The following is a 17,236-nucleotide window of genomic DNA, read 5'->3' as shown; positions in this document are numbered from 1 at the left end:
GCCTTCGGCAGCTCCTACAGGGGAGAGTAGGGAACATTGAGCTATCATTGCGTCTTTCCCATTCAAAGATTGACTGCCATGACTGCCCCAACCGACACCTTGCTCAACGCCCTCGAACACTGCGGAATGGTGGAAATCGACGGGCTGCATGCCTTCGAATTCGCTCTCGATGAGTTCGATAACCTGCACATTGAATGCATGGATGGCCGTGCGGCCAAACACTGGGAATTCACCCCGGCGCAGATCCAGGCCGCAACCTTCGACACCACTCTACAAAGCTGGTTGATCACCGGTGATTCAGGCGAACACCGACTGGTGTGCCTGGGCGACGTGATCAGCGGCGACAACGAAGATGATGACCAGGACGATGCGTAATCTCTGGCCGCTGCTGATGGCCGGCAGCATCGGCGCGATGGGCGTTCAAGCCGCTTGCGCCGATGACTATCAACTGCTCGTAGGTTCGTACACCGCCGGGCAAAGCCAAGGCATCTATCGGCTGAACTTCGACAGCGCCACCGGGCAGATCAACGCCAAGCCGTTGCAAGTGATCAAAAGCGAAAACCCGTCCTGGCTGACCCTTTCCAAAGATCAGCGACAGCTGTTCGTGGTCAACGAAAATGGCCCCGGCCAGACCGATCCGGTAGGGCGCGTCAGCAGCTTCGCCATCGACCCCAAGACCCATGAACTGAGGCTGATCAATCAAGTGCAGAGCCTGGGCAACGAGCCGACGCATTCAAGTCTCAGCACTGATGCGAGCCATTTGTTCGTCAGCAATTACTCGGTGGCCGAAGATCCGGGCGGAACCCTGGCGGTGCTGCCGATCGGCGCCGATGGCGCGCTCAAGCCGGTGGTGCAGATGAGCAGCCATCCGGCCAGCCGGGTCAATCCCGAGCGGCAGATGTCGGCGCATGTGCATTCGACGGTCCCTTCGCCCGATGGCAAGTTTGTGTTCTCCAATGACTTGGGCGCGGACAAGGTATTTGTCTACCGTTTCGACCCCAAGGCCAATCCCGACCTGCCGCTGACTCCCGCCACACCGGCATTTGTCCAGTTGCCACCCGGCAGCGGTCCGCGCCATCTGCTGTTCAGCGCCGATGGCAAACACGCCTGGTTGACCATGGAAATGAGCGCCCAGGTGGCCGTATTCGATTACCGCGACGGTAAGCTTGAGCAGACGCAAATGGTCGAATTGGCTGCCGGCCAGCCCGTGTCCGACAAAGCGGCTGCCGCGTTGCACACTTCAGCTGACGGCAAATTCCTGTACGTGAGCAACCGTGGCACCGCCAATCAGTTGCTGGTGTTCGCCATCGATCCGGCGACGGGTCATCTCAAGGAGCTGCAACGCAGAGCGGTGGAGGGCGATCATCCGCGTGAGTTCAGCCTCGATCCGAGTGGCAAGTTCGTGTTGATCGCCAACCAGAAAAGCAACCAGATTGTCGTCGTCGAGCGCGATGCCAAGACCGGTCTGCTGGGCAAAACCGTGCAAAAACTGCCGATGGACGCGCCGAGCGACCTGAAGTTTCTACTGCGACAATAGGCCGCAGGCCCCGGTTTGCGGGGCCTGAGCCTTTCTATCAATGATGCTGATATTTGGTAATGCTACAAAGCATTTCAAGGCTTCGTTCCTCGAAGGTTAAGTTTGCTTCACGGCCCCACCGGGCAAGCAAGCCAACTGACTTCGAGGAATACCCGCATGAACTTCAATCTCTTCTCCGTAATCGCCGCTTCCGCTATCTCCGCCACTGTTGCATTGCCAGCCAGTGCCAACGTTGAAATCAGCGACAAAAAATCCCACACCCAGAGCTACACCCAGAAATACCTGCAACAAAGCGCCAACTTCTACGCTGCGCTGGATCACAAAGCCCAACACTGAAAGTTATTCCCTGCACCCTTTATGCAGGAGCGAAGTCACTTGCCGATCGAGTCTTGATGTCTCGCAAAGCGTTGAAGTGATGTCGCTCCTGCATAACGTGTTTGCGACACCATCAAATTGCCATCAAGGTATTGCTTGATATCACATGGCCATCGGTTTAAATTTGACGCGGATTTATTGACTCCTTCTCAAGAAAAGGATCGACAATATGGCGATGCGTCTGGCCGTGGTGCTGCTGTTCCTCTATTCCACTCCAATCCTGTCGGCTGCAGAGCCAATTTCCGGCGAACCTGACGCTGCCCGCGAGCGCATGATTAGTTTTATTGAAGACTGAAATAGTCTCGCTCAATGATCAACGAAGTTGATATTCGCTATAGATGAGACTCGTTGGTTCTCGGGGCTGTTTTGAATGATTCTTTGGACTCTGAAACATGTCCACGGAGTTCATCATGGCCCATGCAATCATCACTTCTGCCAAACGCGGCGCCTATGTGGCTATCGGTCTTTACCTGGTCATGGTGCTGGTCATCAGTCTTTCGCCGCAGTCGCAACAAACCTTCGAAGCGCCGATCCAAGTCGCCCATCCTGGCATCCAGTTTGAACACCGCGCCCAACAAGCGATGGTCGATCAGGCTGATCTCGCAGGAGTCGGCGGAGCATGAACAGATGCAAACTTTTGGTGATCGCCTTCCTGGCATTCATCACCAATGGATTTTCCTTGCTGGGGATCGGTCAGGGTTCGATAGGTGGGGTGGCACGAGCCATCGAGGCCAACCACAACATTGCGCGCAGCATCGAGACCGCCAAGGGCATGGGGATGCTGGCCGGTAACCCGCCGGTCGAACCTGAAAGCGGGTTTTTCGGGCCGTTCGAGGTGGATTGCTCGGTAATCGGAATGTGTGAAGTGTTGGCGTAATGCTTACTTCTTCATCACCGATGTGAACAACTCTGACTCCAGAAACCGCTGCAACCATGCCTGTAAACGCCGATGGGGCGTCTGCGCGAACCACTCGCGGTCGACGTGGGCGAACTGCCGTATGAACGGCATCAGCGCCACATCGGCCAGGCTTGGATGGTCGGCCAGCAAGTAGTCATGTCTTTGCAGTAACTCATCGAGCTTGCGCAAGAACACTTCGCCCTCGGCGCGATAAGCCTCCATGGGTTGCTCCGGATAGCGTTCGGCGTACTTGTAGCGGTTCAAATGCACCTTGAAGGCCTGATCGTTCTCTTCGATCAGCGCGGTGATTTGCGCTTGTCCTTGCGGATCATCCTTGAGCAACCAGTCCTGCGGATCGTTCTGCGCCACGGCCCAGCGCATGATTTCCAGGCTTTCATCGATGACCTGATCACCAGTATTCAGCACCGGCACCGTGCCCTTGCTCGACAACGCGAGCATCTCGGCGGGCTTGGCCTTCAGGCTGACTTCAATAATGTCCACGGCAACCTCCGCGTAACGCAAGGCCATGCGCGCCCGCATGGCGTACGGGCAGCGGCGGAACGAGTACAGCGTGATCATTTCACCTCCAGCGTGCTCAGGCCGTTGCCCTGGCGTCGAACCTGAATCTGCACCGGAATGCGCTCGTGCATTTCCTGTACGTGGGAAATCACCGCGACCTTGCGCCCCTGCGCCTGCAAGCCGTCGAGGGCGTCCATCGCCAGTTGCAGCGATTCCGGGTCGAGGCTGCCGAAGCCTTCGTCGATGAACAGCGATTCGATTTTCAGCGTGCTCGACGCCATCGACGCCAGGCCCAGCGCCAGCGCCAGCGACACCAGGAAGGTTTCGCCACCGGACAGCGAATGCACTGAACGCAGTTCGTCACCCATCTCGGTGTCCATTACCAGCAATCCGAGCATGCTGCCGCCACGCTTGAGGCGATAGCGCCGCACCAGTTGCCGCAACTGGACGTTGGCGTGGTGCACCAACAGGTCGAGGTTGTAGGCCTGGGCGATCTTGCGGAAGGTGTCGCCGGTGGCGGAACCGATCAACGCATTCAGGCGCGCCCAGCGCTGGAACTCGGCGTAGGCGTCGGCAATTTGTTGCGCCAGGGCCTGATTGGCATTCTGTCGACGCTGGTCTTCGGCCTGTTCAGCGCGTAGTTCAGCGCAGAGATGCTCACTGACCGCGTACTGGTTTTGCAATTCGGCGAGGGCGCTGTCGAGTTGTTCGGCGTCGAGATTGCCGTTGTGCTGCGCTTGATGATCGAGCAAAACCTTGTCGCGCTCCTGCACCAGGACGCTGGCTTGTTCGACGGCTTTTTCGGCGTGCTGCAAGCGTTGGCGCAACTCGCTGACGTGAGCGTCGTCGACCCGCAGCAGGTCTTCGAGGCCACCGTCATCCAGTTCCGGATGGCGGGCGCGCCAGTCAGCGATTTTGCCGACAAGATCACGTTCCTCGTTTTGCAGTGCTTGCAACCGTTCTTGCTGCGCCTTGAGTTCGGCGGCGATTTGCACCTGTTGCGTGAGGACGCTTTGCCGCGTCTGGGCGGTCGTGGCTTCTGTGCCGCGTGAGGTTTCCACGGCTTGTTCCAGTTGCTGCTGCCAATGCTCGGCGCTGCTGTGTGAACCGAGTAACTGCGCAAGTGTTTGCTGGCTCGCCTGCTGTTGTTCAGCCAGTGCGTTGAACTGTTGCTCGGCGACTTGCAGTTGCTGCACGCGGGTTTGTTGCCGGTCCTGTTCCTTCTCGAGGATTTGCTGGCGCTGTTGCTGTTCGGCCAGCTCTTCCTTCTGCTGATCGAGTTGTGCCAGACGCTCGGCGATCTGGCGGTCGAGCTGCATGAAGGTCGCAGCTGGCTCGATGCGCAATGCCTCCAGCGTCTCGGCGGGCAGCAGGCTGGCGAATGCGTTGAGTTCGTCGTCCAGACGCGCACGGTCGCTAGCGAGTTCGCGCTGCTGATTGTCCAGGTGCCGGGCCGCTTGCTGGTGCGCGGTTTCGGCGTGGCGCAGTTGCTGAGTCAGGCGCGCCGCATCCTGTTGCAGGGTGAGCAGGGCGGTTTGTCGTTGCTCATCCTGGCTGATGCTTTGGTTCAGCTGGCTGTTTTGCTGGGCGAGCCAGGCGTCACGTTTGGAGGCGTCCTGATTCAGCAGTGCGGCGGACAACGGGTGCGCTTCAAGGCTTGGCGCCAGGGCTTGTTGCTGGGTCGCCAGTTGCTCCTGCTGTTGCAGCAACTCCTTTTGCTGGGCGATCAAGCCACCGACTTCCGCACGCAGTTCAGTGAGCTTTTCCTTGAGCAGGTCGACGGCTTTCTGCGCGTTGGCCTGTTCGCTTTCATCATGGCGGCCAAGGCTTTGCAACAGCGCCTCGGGCTGATGATACGGATGCTCGTTGCTGCCGCAGACCGGGCACGGCTGATCATCCTGCAACTGCGCGCGCAACTCCTCGACACTGGCACTGCGCGCCAGCCGTTGGCGTTCCAGCAGTTCGCGGGTGACGCTGAGGGTTTGCTCGGCGACGCTCAGTTCAGACTTGGTTTTTACCCCGTCCTGAGTCAGCCGCTCGCGTTCCTGTTGCGCGTTGAGTTGACGCTGTTGCAACTCGGCGCCGCGCTTGTCCAGTTCCTGCTGGCTGGCCCACAACCGCGTCAGGTCTTCGATGGCGCGCAGTTGCTTGCGGTTGTCCTGCAACAGGCTGCCGAGAATGCCGATCTGCTCGGCGACGGCATCCGGTTCGGCGCCGGCTTCCTTGAACAACACTTCCAGCTGCTGTTTCTGCGCAGAGAGTTCCTGTGCCGTGCGCGTGGCGTTTTGTTCGAGGCTGGCCAGTTCGACCTGGCCTTTATTCAGTCGGTTGCCGATCAACATCAGCTGTTGCAGGCGATCGCGGTAGGCGTTCCAGGCATCGCTCAACGGTGCCAGATGGACACTTTGCTCCAGTTCGGTGGCGATGCGCTGCAAGTGCCCGGCGACCTGGGTTTGCTGATTGAGCAGGTTTTGAATCGTGCTCTGGCCTTGGGCGCAGGCCTGCTCGGCACTTTGCTTTGCCTCGGCGCTGAGGGCGGTGTCTTTGGCCAGACGGGCGAGGGTGCTTTGTGCTTCGAAGGCTTGACGCAACAGCGGCGCACTGTCGGTCTGCTGTTGTTGCGCTTCATTCAAGGCGATGCGCGCAGCGCCGATCTGTTGCTCCAGTTCGGTCTGACGCTGGCCAAGTTCACCCTGTTGCCGGGTTTGTTCGGCAATCAACGCCGCCATCGGTGACAGCAACGCATCGACCTCGGCCTTGCGGGCGAACTGGTGCCGCTGCGGCGCCAGTTGGTCCAGGCGGGTCAGCTTCAAGCGCTCGCCGTCGAGGCTTTGCCAATGGGTCTGTGCCGATTGCAATTGCTCGGTGGCGCTGTGTTGCGCGTCCTGTAGCTGGCGCAATTCCTTGAGCCAGGTGTGCTGCAATTCCAGCTGCTTGAGTTGCGCCTGCTGGAGTTTCAGCTGTTGTTGCGCCGCATTGAAGCGCTCATCCAGTTCCGCCCGGGCTTCGGGCGCCAACGGCGTGACACCGCTGGCCTGATCCTGCAACAGCTTGTGGGCTTCGCGAGCTTCTTTGGTCTTGTCGAAGGCGCGACGGCCGAGACGGGTGTAGAGCGCGGTGTCGGTGAGTTTTTCCAGCAGTTCGCTGCGGTCGTTGTCATCGGCCTTGAGGAACGCGCTGAACTCGCTTTGCGCCAGCAGCACGGCACGGGTGAATTGTTCGAAGTTCAGTCCCAGCGCGGCTTCGAGCTGAGCCTTGTATTCACCTTTCTGGCTGGCCAGCAGTTGATCCTGATCGATATCGCGCAAGCTCTGGCGACTGGCTTGCAGCTTGCCGCCGGCCTTTTCCCGGGCGCGATTGGCTTCCCAGCGCGCGCGATAATGGCGACCGTCGACGCCGACGAAATCGACTTCGGCATAGCCTTCGCCGGTGCCGCGACGCAGCAGGGTGCGCGGGTCGCCGGTGCCGATTTCGCCATCGGCGTCCGGCACCTTGGCGTCGCGCCCGGTGTTGTTCAGTCGCGGTACGGCGCCGAACAACGCCAGGCACAAGGCGTCGAGCAGGGTGCTTTTACCGGCGCCCGTGGGGCCGGTGATGGCGAACAGTCCGGCGCTGGCCAGCGGTTCGGCGGTGAAGTCGATTTCAAAAGGCCCGGCCAGCGAGGCGAGGTTTTTAAGGCGGATCGCGAGAATTTTCATGGCTGTTCGCTCTCCAGCTGTACGTCTTGCAGCAGCTCGGCAAAGTCCTTGAGGGTTTGCTCATCGACCTCGCTGCCGTAATTGTCCTGCCAGGCGCGGCTAAACAGTTCCTGGGGCGTGAGCTGGTCCAGTTCGATCAACGCGACACCGTCCTCGGCACCTTCGCGACTGCCGTTGCCGGCGTATTCGGCGGCGATACGCACCAGGCGCACGGCCTTGCCTTGCAGGGCGGTTTCCACTTGATTGCGCAGGTCGGGTTGCGGTTCGTCGAGGCGTACCCGCACTTCCAGCCAGGGCTGGCGCTGGTAGTCGGCCAACAGGTCGATGTTTGGCAAGTCGGCCAGTTGCAGCAGGATCTCAGCCAAAGGTGCCGGGCCGATGCGTTGCAGATTGACTGCGCGCGGGATCAGTTTTGGCTCGACGCTGACCAGGGTTTCGCCATCGAGCTTGATGTCGAGAATCTGGTGTTGATAGCCGATCTCGGAGAACGACAGCGGAATGGGCGAGCCGCTGTAGCGGATGCGCTCTTCGCCGTTGACCTTCTGCGGTTTGTGCAAGTGGCCGAGGGCGACGTAGCTGATGCTCGGCCCGAACAGGCTGGCGGGCAGGGCTTCGGCGTTACCGATGATCAGGCTGCGTTCCGAGTCTTCCGACACCGAACCGCCGGCCATGTGCGCATGGCTGATGGCGATCAGCGCCTGACCCTTCTTGCGCTTGGCGTTGGCCGCCTCGATCAGCCACTCGTGAACCTGGCCAATGCCGCGCAGGTAGTTGTCGCCCAAGTGCGCACCCGTGACTTCGGCCGGGCGCAGGAATGGCAACGCCAGGCACCAGGCGACGGTTTTACCTTTTGCGTTCGGCAGCGGTAACAGCAAGCGTTCGGCGTCGAGTTGCCCGTCGTCCAGCCACAACACCCGGCCCAACGCATGGGTGCGCAAACGGCGCATCAACGGCGCGGGCAGTTCAATCCGCGAGCCGGAATCATGGTTGCCGGCAATCATCACGATGGTCAGTAACGGTTGCTGCTCGTGGGCGCTGACGATGAAGTCGTACAGGCGTTCCTGGGCTTTGACCGGCGGGTTGACCGTGTCGAAGATATCGCCGGCGATCAACAGCACATCCGGCTGATCCAGTTTGAGCTGACGCAGCAGCCAGTCGAGAAAACAACCGTGCTCGAAATCGCGATCCTGCCCGTGCAGGTTCTGCCCGAGGTGCCAGTCGGAGGTGTGAAACAGACGCAAGGCGAACTCCGCTACATAAAAGGTGATGGCCGCGAGAACAAATGACAGCGGCGAAAGGGGACTGAGTTTACTGGCAAAAGGTCGGGAATGCAGAAGGCAAATAAACTTGGCCTCGGATAGGTCCTACAGCAAGTACGCATCTCAGTGCAGGAACTTTCGCAGGTTGCAATCCTTCTATCTTGTTATGGCTGGAGTGGCGCACGTGGTCGACGTATCTTGGCCCTCAGGACGTCTGGTTGCGCACCATCAGGGAGTGGTTCAGTGCCTATCCGGCCGAATGAAAAGGAAGTGTTATGACTCAACGGTTACTGCAACTTGATCATGTGTCGTGCAACCTGTCCGACGGGCGCGTGCTGTTCGATAACTTGAACCACACCTTCAGTACCAGAGCCACCGGCATCGTGGGCGCGAATGGCTGTGGTAAGTCCTTGCTTGGCCGGCTCCTGACGGGGGAGCAACTGCCCACAAGCGGCATCGTCCGACGCGAAGGGCGGGTTTACGTCGTGGCGCAGCTACTGGAACCCGAGCGCTATCCCAGCGTTGCCGCACTGGCCGGGGTCGCCCCTATTCTGGCGGCGCTGGATCGCATTGCCCAAGGCAGCGTCGACGATGACGACCATTCGCTGGCGGTCGATCAATGGGATTGCGCCGCACGCCTTGAGGCGGAGCTGCAGCAGATCGGTCTAGGTCATTTGAATGCCAACGCGCGCACCGACGCACTCAGTGGTGGCGAGAGACAACGGGTGGCGCTGCTGGGAGCGTGGTTATCCAGGGCTGACTGGCTCATTCTGGATGAGCCCAGTAATCACCTGGATATTGATCAGCAACACAAGTTATCGCAGCAGATCGATCGCTGGCCCAACGGCCTGGTGTTGATCAGCCACGATCGGGGCCTTCTGGAGCACGTGAACGAAATTGTCGAGCTTTCACCCTTGGGGCTGGCGGTTTATGGCGGTAACTACAGTCAATATGCGGCGGCACGCGAGCAAGAACAGCAGTCGTTCCAGTCGGCATTGCAAGGTGAACGGGCGCAGGCCAAGCGCGAGCAACGTGAGATGGCCGTGCAGATGGAGCGTCAGCAGCGGCGTAATGCGCGCGGCGACCGTCAGGCCCGTGACGGCAATCAGACCAAGCTGATTACCAACGCCCAGAAAGAGCGCAGCGAAAACAGTCAGGGAAAATTGCGCCTCAATCAACAGGTGGCCCGGGAACAGCAGCAGCAACGGATCGCCGAGGCCCGTGCGCGGTGTGCACCGGACATTCAACGCATGATGTTGTCTCCTGAATGCGTAGTGCCCAATGGCAAGCTGATTGTGCAGCTCAACGACCTCATTCTCCCGTTCGGTTACGCGACCCCGATCAATTTGACGTTGACGGGGCCTATGCGCATGTCAATCCTGGGCGCTAATGGCAGCGGCAAGTCGACTCTGTTGCGAGTGATCGCCGGCCAACTGCTGGTGCGCGAAGGCGAACTCATCCGCAGTTGCCATGTCGGCTGGCTGGATCAACACGCCGGATTGCAGTACCCCGAACGCACGGCGGTTCAATGGCTCTACGAGAGCAATCCAGAATTGCCCGAAGCCGAGGCACGAACGCGCTTGGCGCAGATGGGGATTGATGCTGACCGTGCGATGCTCAAGACCTGCCAGTTAAGTGGCGGCGAACGTCTGAAAATAGCGCTCGCTGCGCTGTTGTATGCACGGCGGCCACCGCAATTGCTGTTGCTGGACGAACCGGATAACCATTTGGATCTACCCAGTAGAATCGCGCTGGAGCAAATGCTGAATCAATACCAAGGGGCATTGATCGTGGTTTCTCACGATTGCGCTTTTTTACACGCTATTCATCTAGATGCTGAGTTTCATCTCGAAAGCTAAAAACAATCACTTCGGATAAAGCGGCGGCAAGCCACTGTCGCCGACCGGGTCCTGGACGCGTTCGGCTATCGGGATCGTGCGGATCGCCCGCCACAGCTCTTCACCTTGCCAGTGCTGGCCGGTTTCGCTGTACAGCGCGCCGTTCAGGCCGTCGAGGGCGTCGGACAGCGGGACGAAGCGGGCGGCCATGTCGGCCAGGGTTTCCGGTTGTTGCCGGGCCCAGGCGTCGAGGGCCTGGCGCGTGGCGTGGGAGTCGTTGGCCTGGCAGGCGCGCTTGAGTTCGTCGAGCACGGTGCGCGGGCTCGGGCCGGTTTGCGCGGCGCGCAGGATTGCCGGTTGCCAGCGTGCTCGCCACCACAGGCCGAAGCCGAGCAGGGTGGTGCACGCCAGGATCAGCGTGCTGAGCTTCCAGCGCCAAAGCGTTTCGCTGTCGGCGGCGGCATTGAGTTGTGAAGTGCCGGCCGGCGTGTCGACCATCAGGCTCGGATTGACCGCCACTTGCAGGGTTCTGGCGGGCAGGCTGCTGTGTTCCAGATGGTCTTCGAAAGTGTTCCACCAGACCACTTCGACCGACGGCAATTCGATTGAGCCGCTTCGGGAAGGCACCAACGCTTCGCGATCTTCGCGACTGCCGACCAGGCCACGTTCGCTGTTCTGATTGCCCAGCACCGGTTGGTCCGGATAGCGGCGCAAGCCACTGGCTTCGGTGCCGGGCAGCGGCGGCAGTTGCGTACTGGCTAGGCCTTCGGCCTGCACCGTCAGGCTGCGGGTCAGCGAATCACCGACCTGAACGTGCTCCGGCTCCGGATTCCAGGTCTCGCTGAGCGTCAGGCTGCGCGCCGGTAGCCACGGCAGGTCAGCGGGGTAAGTGATGGGTTTGGGCTTGACCGTCAGCAGCAGTTCGCCGGAGCTGACACGCATCAGCTTGCCGGACTTCGGCGCCTGCGATGCGCTGTCCTGCGCGGGTTGTGCGTCCACCAGCGCGGCATTGAAGATCTGCCCGGGAATGATCAGTTCGCCGCTGTGTTGCGGGTAGATGGCGTAGCGCATTTCGATTACGCCGTGACGCACGCCATTGATGTCTTTTTCGTAGGTGCGCGAGTCGCCCAGTTGTTCGATGCGGGCGTCGGGGATTTGCAGCGGTGGCAGGCTGCTGTCGTCGTACAGCGACACTGAATGGTAGATACGCAGGGTCAGGATCGCCTGGGCCTGCACGTACACGCTGGTTTGATCGAGGCTGGCGTCGATGAACACCGCGGCCTGTTTGTTGGGGTTTTCCTGGGTTTCGCTCTCGACCACTTGCACGGTGATCGGCTGGCTCTGGATGTCACCGAGTTTCAGCGACGGGATCACCACGGTGCCGTTGTGCAGCGGCAGCAGGGTGACGATCCAGCGAGTGGTGGCGCGGTTGTCGCCGTTCAGCGTGTTCAACTGGTTGACCTGGCGGGTGCCACGGACTTCGAACAGTGGCTCCAGCGGCGTCAGGTCAGGCTTGCCGAACTGCGTCACGTCGTTGGATTCCAGGGTCAGTTCGATCGTCTCGCCGGAGTTCAGGCGCGTGCGGTCGACACTGGCGACCAGCTCCGCAGCGTGGACCTGGAAGGTGCACAGCAATGTGGCGAACATGAAGGCGGTGAAGCGGGTCATCGAGTTTTTCCCTGATCCTGATGTTGTTGCTGTTCGTACCAGAATTTGCGTCGGAGCAATTCCCCCGGATCATCCGGAATCTGCCGCAGCCATTGCTCCAGTGCCTGCTGCTGCTCGCCCTCGATGCTGTCGCCGACCGGGCGCATGGGGGGCGTGGTGTGTTGTTCGTCGCCCAGTTCGCTGCCCGGGACTTCATTGGCGCCGGGGCGCGGCGGGGTTGTCGACGGTTCGCCGGTTTCGTGGCTGGCCTGTTGGTCGGCGGCTTTCGGTTCACCGGCAGTCGACGGTTGCGCCGCATCGCCCGGCGGTGGTTCCTGTTCTGAGGGCTTGGTGGTTTCGTCGGCGGTCTTGTCCGGTTCGGTGGCGGGTGGCGCAGTTTTCTGCTTGAGCAGATTTTCCACCAGTGCCTTGTTGGTCAACGCCGGGCGCAAGTCCGGTTGACGTTCAAGTGCCTGTTCGTACGCATCCAGCGCGGCCTCCAGCTCACCACTCTTGGCCAGGGCGTTGCCACGATTGTAGTGGGCGTGGGCATCGTTGCCTTCGGCGAACCGCTGGGCGGCAGCGCTGTAATCGCCGGCCTCGTACAGGGCCACGCCTTGCCACTGATGATCTTCGAAGTGCTGCGCGGCTTCGGCCGGGTGGTCCTGTTTGAGCAGGTGCAAGCCTTGTTGGTCGGGGCGCAGCCATAGATCCTGGAACTCGAAAGCATAGCTCGGTTGCGGCAGCGCCAGCAGCAGCGGCAGGCACAGCAACCAGCCGCGACGACCGGCGCAGGCCGCCAACAACAACAGCGGCAACAGCAGCCAGTAACCCTGGTCGGCCCAAGTGTCGAGGCGCAGCGTCTGGCCGTCGTTGCGCAGATGGCGCGGGCCGTCGAGCAGGCCGAGGCCGCGCAGATCGCTGTCGGTCAGGCGCGCGTGGCGATAGCGTCCATCCAGATCATTGGCGAAGGCTTTGAGGCCGGGCTCGTCCAGATGCGGCACCAGAATCGCGCCCTGTTCATCCTTGAGGAAACTGCCATCCTCCTGAGTGATCGGCGAGCCTTCGGCGGTGCCGATGCCGAGCATCAGGAACCGGGTCGATTTGTCGCTCAGTGCGCGACGAATGCCCTGGCGTTCCTGATCCGTCAGCGACGATCCGATCAGCAAGATCCGGCCGTCGCCCAATGCCGCTTGCTCCAGCAAGGCCAAGGCCTTGGTCACCGCCAGATCCGCGCGATGGCCGGCTTCTGGCATCAGCGACGGCTTGAGTGCATCCAGCAGATTGCGGCTGGTGGCCAGGTCGTCCGACAGCGGCACCAGCGTGTGGGCGCTGCCCGCATAGACCACGATGGCGGTCTGCGCATCGCTGCGAATTTGCAGCAAGTCGAAGAGTTTGCGCCGGGCCTGTTCCAGGCGATTGGGCTGAACGTCGGTGGCGAGCATTTCCGGGGTCAGCTCCAGAATGACCACCAAGGGGTCGGCAGGCTTCTGGCTGATTTGCTCGACACGCTCCCAGCTCGGCCCCAGCAACGCAAATATGGTCAGCAGCCACGCCACACCCAGCGCCACCCAAGGCAGCTTGCTGTCACGACCGCTGCCGCCGCGCAGCAGCGTCGCATGAAAGGCCGGCGGCAGAATCATCTGCCAGCGCCCGGCGCGTTTCTGTCGATGCCAGAGTTGCCACAGCAACCAGCCCAGCAACGGCAACAACAGCAGCCAAAAAGGGCGGAACCAGAAGGGCCAGAACTCGCTCATCGGCGTCTCCGCAGACGCAGGCGCTTGAGACGCTGGCGCCAGTCAGGCATTTGCGATTGCAAGAACAGATCCTTGGTAAACAGACGCTGCAACGGGTTGTCCGGCCAAAGCACGCGGGCGACCAGCAACATGCTGAGCAATAGCGCCAATGCCAATGGCCAGTGATACAACGCCCGGGCTGGACGGGCCTGGGTCGGTTGCTGGGTCACGGGTTCCAGTTGGTCGAGGGTGTCCTTGATCCCTTGCAGTTCCTGGCCGTCGCGAGCACGGAAATACTGGCCGCCGGTGGCGTCGGCAATCGCCTGCAAGGCGGGTTCGTCGAGGTCCAGGCTCGGATTGATGCCAAGGAAACCCAGAGAGCCGGTTTGCTCTGGATCGGCGCCAATGCCGATCGGGTAGATTTTCACGCCTTCCTTGGCCGCCAGGCGCGCGGCGGTCAGCGGGTCGATTTCGCCACCGTTGTTGGCCCCGTCGGTCACCAGAATCAGCACGCGACTCTGAGCCGGGCGCTGTCGCAGGCGTTTGAGGCCCAGGCCAATCGCGTCGCCAATGGCGGTGTTCTTGCCGGCGATGCCGATGCGCGCTTCATCGAGCCAGACGCGCACGGTGTGCCGGTCGAAGGTCAGCGGCGCTTGCAGGTAGGCCTGGCTGCCGAACAGGATCAAGCCGACCCGATCACCCTCGCGGCTTTCGAGGAAGTCACCGAGCAGATTCTGCACCAGCGCCAGGCGGCTGACGTCTTCGCCTTGCCACTGCATGTCGGGGAAATCCATCGAGCCGGACACGTCCACCGCCACCAGCAGATCGCGGCCACTGGCGGCAATCGGCAACGGTTCGCCGAGCCATTGCGGGCGTGCGGCGGCAGTCAGCAGCATCAGCCACAGCAGCAGGAACGGTGCCTGTTGGCGCCAGGCCGGCAGGTTGGCCCGGGCGCGGCGTCGGGCCAGGCCTTCGAGGTCGCTGAGGAAACTGACCTTGAGCGCCGGTTCGCCACTGTCGGCTACCGGCAGCACGAGGCGCATCAGCCACGGCAACGGCAAGAGGACGAAGATCCACGGCCAGGCGAACTCAAACATGTTTGCGAATCCAGGTATCGACCGCTTGGGTCAGGCCGGCAATCGCCTTGTCGTCGAGTTTGCATTCGGGTTTGTAGGCGCCTTCCACCAGCACCATCCAGCGCGTCAGGCCGGCGGCCGGGCAGCGGTTGTCGAGGAAGGCCAGCCATTTGCGTCCATTGAGAGTGTGGCTCTGGCTGTACGGGTAATGGTTGCGGCACAGGCGCTTGAGCAGGCCGTTGAGTTGCTGCAGCCACGCACCGGCGGGGGCGCCGTCGTAGGGTTTGGGCATCAGCGCCAGCTCCGCCAGCGCAGCGACGCGCGCCGGGTCCAGCGGTTGTTCGGCGCGCACGATACGGCGTTTCTGCGGGATGAAACGCCGCAATTTCCACAGGCCGAAGCCGATGGCAGGCAGTAGCAACAGCAGCAACCACCAGCCCGGCGCCGGCGGCCAGAAGGCGATCGGAGGCGGGGAGATCAGCGGTTGCAATTGCTCGAGGCCGTTCATCGAGCTTTCCCCGGTTTCTGCGGGTTCAGGTAGTCGCGCAGTTGTTCGACCATCTCGCTCTGGGTGCTCAAGGGAATCAGCAGCACCCGCAGTTTCTGTGCGAGCAGTTCCCAACGGGCGACCCGAGCTTCAGCCTGGGCGCGATAAGTCTGGCGCAGGTCGTAATTGAGTGTGTCGAGTTCCAGTTGCGCACCGCGCTCGGCGAAACGCAGCAAACCGGCAGCGGGCAGGGCGTGATCGAGCGGGTCGGACACCGGCAACAGCAACAGGTCGCAATGCCGTGACAACAGGCTCAACTGCTGCTCGGCACTTTCCGTGAGGGCGCGTTCGTCGCAGATCACAAACACCAGGCTGCCCGGTCGCGACACTTCCCGGGCGCGACGCAGGGCGATACCGAAGGCGTCGCGGTCCGGCTCGCTTTCGCTATGCAGCGACTGATTGACCCGCACCAGACGGTTGAGCAATTGCAGCAGGCTCTGTTTGCTGCGCCGGGGTTTGATTTCGTAGTGCTCGTTGTCGCCGAACACCAGCCCGCCGACCCGATCGTTATGCCCGAGCGCAGCCCAACCGATCAGGCTCGCGGCCTGGGCGGCCAGTACCGATTTGAACATCAGCCCGGAGCCGAAAAACAGCCGACGGCTTTGCTCGACCATGATGAAAATCGGTCGTTCGCGTTCTTCATGGAACAGCTTGGTGTGCGGTTCCTGGGTCCGCGCGGTGACGCGCCAGTCGATGGTGCGCACGTCGTCGCCGGCCTGATAGACCCGCACCTGATCGAAATCCACACCCCGGCCACGCAGTTTGGAGTGGTGCAGGCCGATCAGCGGGCTGCGCTGGCTCGGTGTGGAAAACAGCTGCACTTCACGCACGCGGTGGCGCATCTCGATCAGCTCGGCGAGCGTGATGCGGATGCCCGGCTCGGGCGGCAGATTGGCGTTCATCGGACTCAAGCGACGGCTACGACGTCGAGAATCCGCTGGACCACCCGGTCCTGATCGATGCCGGCGGCTTCGGCTTCAAAGGAAAGAATGATGCGATGGCGCAACACGTCGAACAGCACGGCTTGAATGTCTTCCGGGCTGACAAAGTCGCGCCCGGCCAGCCAGGCGTGGGCACGGGCGCAACGGTCGAGGGCTATGGAGCCGCGAGGACTGGCGCCGTAGGCGATCCACTCGGCCATTTCCGGGTCGAATTTGGCCGGCGTGCGCGTGGCCATGACCAGTTGCACCAGGTATTCCTCCACGGCATCGGCCATGTACAAACCGAGGATTTCCTTGCGTGCGGCAAAAATAGCTTGCTGGCTGACCCGGCGCTCGGGCTTGGTTTCGCCATTCAGCGCTTCGCCACGGGCCTGTTGCAGAATGCGGCGTTCGACAGCGGCGTCGGGGAAACCAATTTTTACGTGCATCAAAAAGCGGTCGAGCTGCGCTTCGGGCAGCGGATAGGTGCCTTCCTGCTCGATGGGGTTTTGCGTGGCCATCACCAGAAACAGCGGCGACAACTCGTAGGTGCTACGACCGACGCTGACCTGACGCTCGGCCATGGCTTCAAGCAGTGCTGACTGAACCTTGGCCGGGGCGCGGTTGATTTCGTCCGCCAGCACCAGGTTATGGAAGATCGGACCTTGCTGGAACACGAAACTGCCGGTTTCCGGACGATAGATTTCCGTGCCGGTGATGTCGGCAGGCAAAAGGTCGGGGGTGAACTGGATGCGATGGAACTGGGCTTCGATGCCTTCGGCGAGTTCTTTGATGGCCTTGGTCTTTGCCAGGCCAGGAGCGCCCTCGACCAGCATGTGGCCGTCGGCAAGCAGGGCGATGAGCAAGCGCTCGATGAGTTTTTCCTGGCCGAGAATCTGCGTTGAAAGAAAGGTTCGCAGCGCTAGCAGCGCTTCACGATGTTCCATCGATGACTGTTCCTGCAAAAGGGTGGCCAAGGGCGTGCGTAATACGCCAGGGCTGGGGGCGTTACTTTAATCCATCGCAGGGGGCGGCGACTAACGGCATTTTGTGCAAAGTGCGGGAAATGAATGGGGAAATTGTTGGTTTGTTGAAGCGGGGGAGTTTTGGGCCGGCAGTTCCGGCCCCATCGCTGGCAAGCCAGCTCCCACAGTGATCAATGTGTTGCACAAGTCGCATTCACACC

The 17,236-nt window shown here is 61.3% G+C and carries 16 protein-coding genes; 7 read left to right on the top strand and 9 right to left on the bottom strand.

Annotated features, from left to right (window positions below; translation table 11 throughout):
* The first annotated feature begins 78 nt into the window (after positions 1-78).
* From ACW9JC_RS21235 to ACW9JC_RS21210, 6 genes are all read left to right on the top strand, one after another.
* A complete protein-coding gene (locus tag ACW9JC_RS21235) occupies positions 79-375 on the top strand; it encodes a DUF5629 family protein (RefSeq protein WP_457457353.1) in 297 nt (98 codons plus the stop codon).
* The gene (locus tag ACW9JC_RS21230) at positions 368-1,537 is read left to right on the top strand and encodes a lactonase family protein (protein ID WP_457457351.1); all 1,170 of its coding nucleotides are present in this window, start codon (positions 368-370) and stop codon (positions 1,535-1,537) included. Before ACW9JC_RS21235 ends, ACW9JC_RS21230 begins: the two co-directional genes overlap by 8 nt.
* Positions 1,538-1,693: 156 nt before the next feature.
* Positions 1,694-1,873 carry a hypothetical protein gene (locus ACW9JC_RS21225; protein ID WP_007941320.1) on the top strand — a complete coding sequence of 60 codons (180 nt, stop codon included), beginning with the start codon at positions 1,694-1,696 and terminating at the stop codon, positions 1,871-1,873.
* A 208-nt stretch (positions 1,874-2,081) separates the two neighbouring features.
* Entirely contained in the window at positions 2,082-2,207 is a 126-nt protein-coding gene (locus ACW9JC_RS21220) for a hypothetical protein (protein WP_256590244.1), read from the top strand.
* A 115-nt stretch (positions 2,208-2,322) separates the two neighbouring features.
* Entirely contained in the window at positions 2,323-2,535 is a 213-nt protein-coding gene (locus ACW9JC_RS21215) for a hypothetical protein (RefSeq protein WP_338586505.1), read from the top strand.
* Complete coding sequence (locus ACW9JC_RS21210) at positions 2,532-2,789, top strand: hypothetical protein (RefSeq protein WP_448107693.1); 258 nt, start codon at positions 2,532-2,534, stop codon at positions 2,787-2,789. The genes ACW9JC_RS21215 and ACW9JC_RS21210 overlap by 4 nt, the downstream gene beginning before the upstream one ends.
* Before the next feature lie 3 nt (positions 2,790-2,792).
* On the opposite strand, the gene ACW9JC_RS21205 is transcribed toward ACW9JC_RS21210, so the two are convergent.
* From ACW9JC_RS21205 to ACW9JC_RS21195, 3 genes are read right to left on the bottom strand one after another with little or no spacing between them, the layout of a single operon-like run.
* Positions 2,793-3,389 (bottom strand): glutathione S-transferase, encoded by a 597-nt coding sequence (locus ACW9JC_RS21205; RefSeq protein ID WP_457457348.1) that lies wholly within the window; start codon positions 3,387-3,389, stop codon positions 2,793-2,795.
* Positions 3,386-7,027 (bottom strand): AAA family ATPase, encoded by a 3,642-nt coding sequence (locus ACW9JC_RS21200; protein ID WP_457457346.1) that lies wholly within the window; start codon positions 7,025-7,027, stop codon positions 3,386-3,388. The genes ACW9JC_RS21205 and ACW9JC_RS21200 overlap by 4 nt, the downstream gene beginning before the upstream one ends.
* Entirely contained in the window at positions 7,024-8,268 is a 1,245-nt protein-coding gene (locus ACW9JC_RS21195) for an exonuclease SbcCD subunit D C-terminal domain-containing protein (RefSeq protein ID WP_338580636.1), read from the bottom strand. The genes ACW9JC_RS21200 and ACW9JC_RS21195 overlap by 4 nt, the downstream gene beginning before the upstream one ends.
* 293 nt (positions 8,269-8,561) lie before the next feature.
* Between ACW9JC_RS21195 and ACW9JC_RS21190 the strand changes: the two genes are divergently transcribed.
* Positions 8,562-10,145 (top strand): ABC-F family ATP-binding cassette domain-containing protein, encoded by a 1,584-nt coding sequence (locus tag ACW9JC_RS21190; RefSeq protein ID WP_457457344.1) that lies wholly within the window; start codon positions 8,562-8,564, stop codon positions 10,143-10,145.
* Positions 10,146-10,151: 6 nt separating this feature from the next.
* On the opposite strand, the gene ACW9JC_RS21185 is transcribed toward ACW9JC_RS21190, so the two are convergent.
* The 6 genes from ACW9JC_RS21185 to ACW9JC_RS21160 are packed head-to-tail and all read right to left on the bottom strand — an operon-like array spanning position 10,152 to position 16,997.
* On the bottom strand, positions 10,152-11,792 hold the full coding sequence (locus ACW9JC_RS21185; protein ID WP_457457342.1) for a BatD family protein: 1,641 nt from the start codon (positions 11,790-11,792) through the stop codon (positions 10,152-10,154).
* On the bottom strand, positions 11,789-13,528 hold the full coding sequence (locus ACW9JC_RS21180) for a VWA domain-containing protein (RefSeq protein WP_457457340.1): 1,740 nt from the start codon (positions 13,526-13,528) through the stop codon (positions 11,789-11,791). The genes ACW9JC_RS21185 and ACW9JC_RS21180 overlap by 4 nt, the downstream gene beginning before the upstream one ends.
* Complete coding sequence (locus tag ACW9JC_RS21175) at positions 13,525-14,604, bottom strand: vWA domain-containing protein (RefSeq protein WP_457457338.1); 1,080 nt, start codon at positions 14,602-14,604, stop codon at positions 13,525-13,527. The genes ACW9JC_RS21180 and ACW9JC_RS21175 overlap by 4 nt, the downstream gene beginning before the upstream one ends.
* Positions 14,597-15,091, bottom strand: a complete 495-nt coding sequence (locus ACW9JC_RS21170) for a DUF4381 domain-containing protein (protein ID WP_448107700.1) — start codon at positions 15,089-15,091, stop codon at positions 14,597-14,599. The genes ACW9JC_RS21175 and ACW9JC_RS21170 overlap by 8 nt, the downstream gene beginning before the upstream one ends.
* Positions 15,088-16,032, bottom strand: a complete 945-nt coding sequence (locus ACW9JC_RS21165) for a DUF58 domain-containing protein (protein WP_338580647.1) — start codon at positions 16,030-16,032, stop codon at positions 15,088-15,090. The genes ACW9JC_RS21170 and ACW9JC_RS21165 overlap by 4 nt, the downstream gene beginning before the upstream one ends.
* A gap of 5 nt (positions 16,033-16,037) precedes the next feature.
* Entirely contained in the window at positions 16,038-16,997 is a 960-nt protein-coding gene (locus tag ACW9JC_RS21160) for an AAA family ATPase (RefSeq protein WP_003218556.1), read from the bottom strand.
* Positions 16,998-17,236 lie beyond the last annotated feature (239 nt).

The sequence above is a fragment of the Pseudomonas sp. SDO5591_S426 genome (genome assembly GCF_054070755.1).
Note: the sequence above shows the minus strand (reverse complement) of the source record. Positions and strands in the feature narration are given on the sequence as shown.

What these genes read in the sequence shown, in the direction of transcription:
- ACW9JC_RS21235 (WP_457457353.1), top strand. Translation starts at nt 79, where the DNA reads ATGACTGCCCCAACCGACACCTTGCTCAACGCCCTCGAACACTGCGGA.
- ACW9JC_RS21230 (WP_457457351.1), top strand. Translation starts at nt 368, where the DNA reads ATGCGTAATCTCTGGCCGCTGCTGATGGCCGGCAGCATCGGCGCGATG.
- ACW9JC_RS21225 (WP_007941320.1), top strand. Translation starts at nt 1,694, where the DNA reads ATGAACTTCAATCTCTTCTCCGTAATCGCCGCTTCCGCTATCTCCGCC.
- ACW9JC_RS21220 (WP_256590244.1), top strand. Translation starts at nt 2,082, where the DNA reads ATGGCGATGCGTCTGGCCGTGGTGCTGCTGTTCCTCTATTCCACTCCA.
- ACW9JC_RS21215 (WP_338586505.1), top strand. Translation starts at nt 2,323, where the DNA reads ATGGCCCATGCAATCATCACTTCTGCCAAACGCGGCGCCTATGTGGCT.
- ACW9JC_RS21210 (WP_448107693.1), top strand. Translation starts at nt 2,532, where the DNA reads ATGAACAGATGCAAACTTTTGGTGATCGCCTTCCTGGCATTCATCACC.
- ACW9JC_RS21205 (WP_457457348.1), bottom strand. Translation starts at nt 3,389, where the DNA reads ATGATCACGCTGTACTCGTTCCGCCGCTGCCCGTACGCCATGCGGGCG.
- ACW9JC_RS21200 (WP_457457346.1), bottom strand. Translation starts at nt 7,027, where the DNA reads ATGAAAATTCTCGCGATCCGCCTTAAAAACCTCGCCTCGCTGGCCGGG.
- ACW9JC_RS21190 (WP_457457344.1), top strand. Translation starts at nt 8,562, where the DNA reads ATGACTCAACGGTTACTGCAACTTGATCATGTGTCGTGCAACCTGTCC.
- ACW9JC_RS21185 (WP_457457342.1), bottom strand. Translation starts at nt 11,792, where the DNA reads ATGACCCGCTTCACCGCCTTCATGTTCGCCACATTGCTGTGCACCTTC.
- ACW9JC_RS21180 (WP_457457340.1), bottom strand. Translation starts at nt 13,528, where the DNA reads ATGAGCGAGTTCTGGCCCTTCTGGTTCCGCCCTTTTTGGCTGCTGTTG.
- ACW9JC_RS21175 (WP_457457338.1), bottom strand. Translation starts at nt 14,604, where the DNA reads ATGTTTGAGTTCGCCTGGCCGTGGATCTTCGTCCTCTTGCCGTTGCCG.
- ACW9JC_RS21170 (WP_448107700.1), bottom strand. Translation starts at nt 15,091, where the DNA reads ATGAACGGCCTCGAGCAATTGCAACCGCTGATCTCCCCGCCTCCGATC.
- ACW9JC_RS21165 (WP_338580647.1), bottom strand. Translation starts at nt 16,032, where the DNA reads ATGAACGCCAATCTGCCGCCCGAGCCGGGCATCCGCATCACGCTCGCC.
- ACW9JC_RS21160 (WP_003218556.1), bottom strand. Translation starts at nt 16,997, where the DNA reads ATGGAACATCGTGAAGCGCTGCTAGCGCTGCGAACCTTTCTTTCAACG.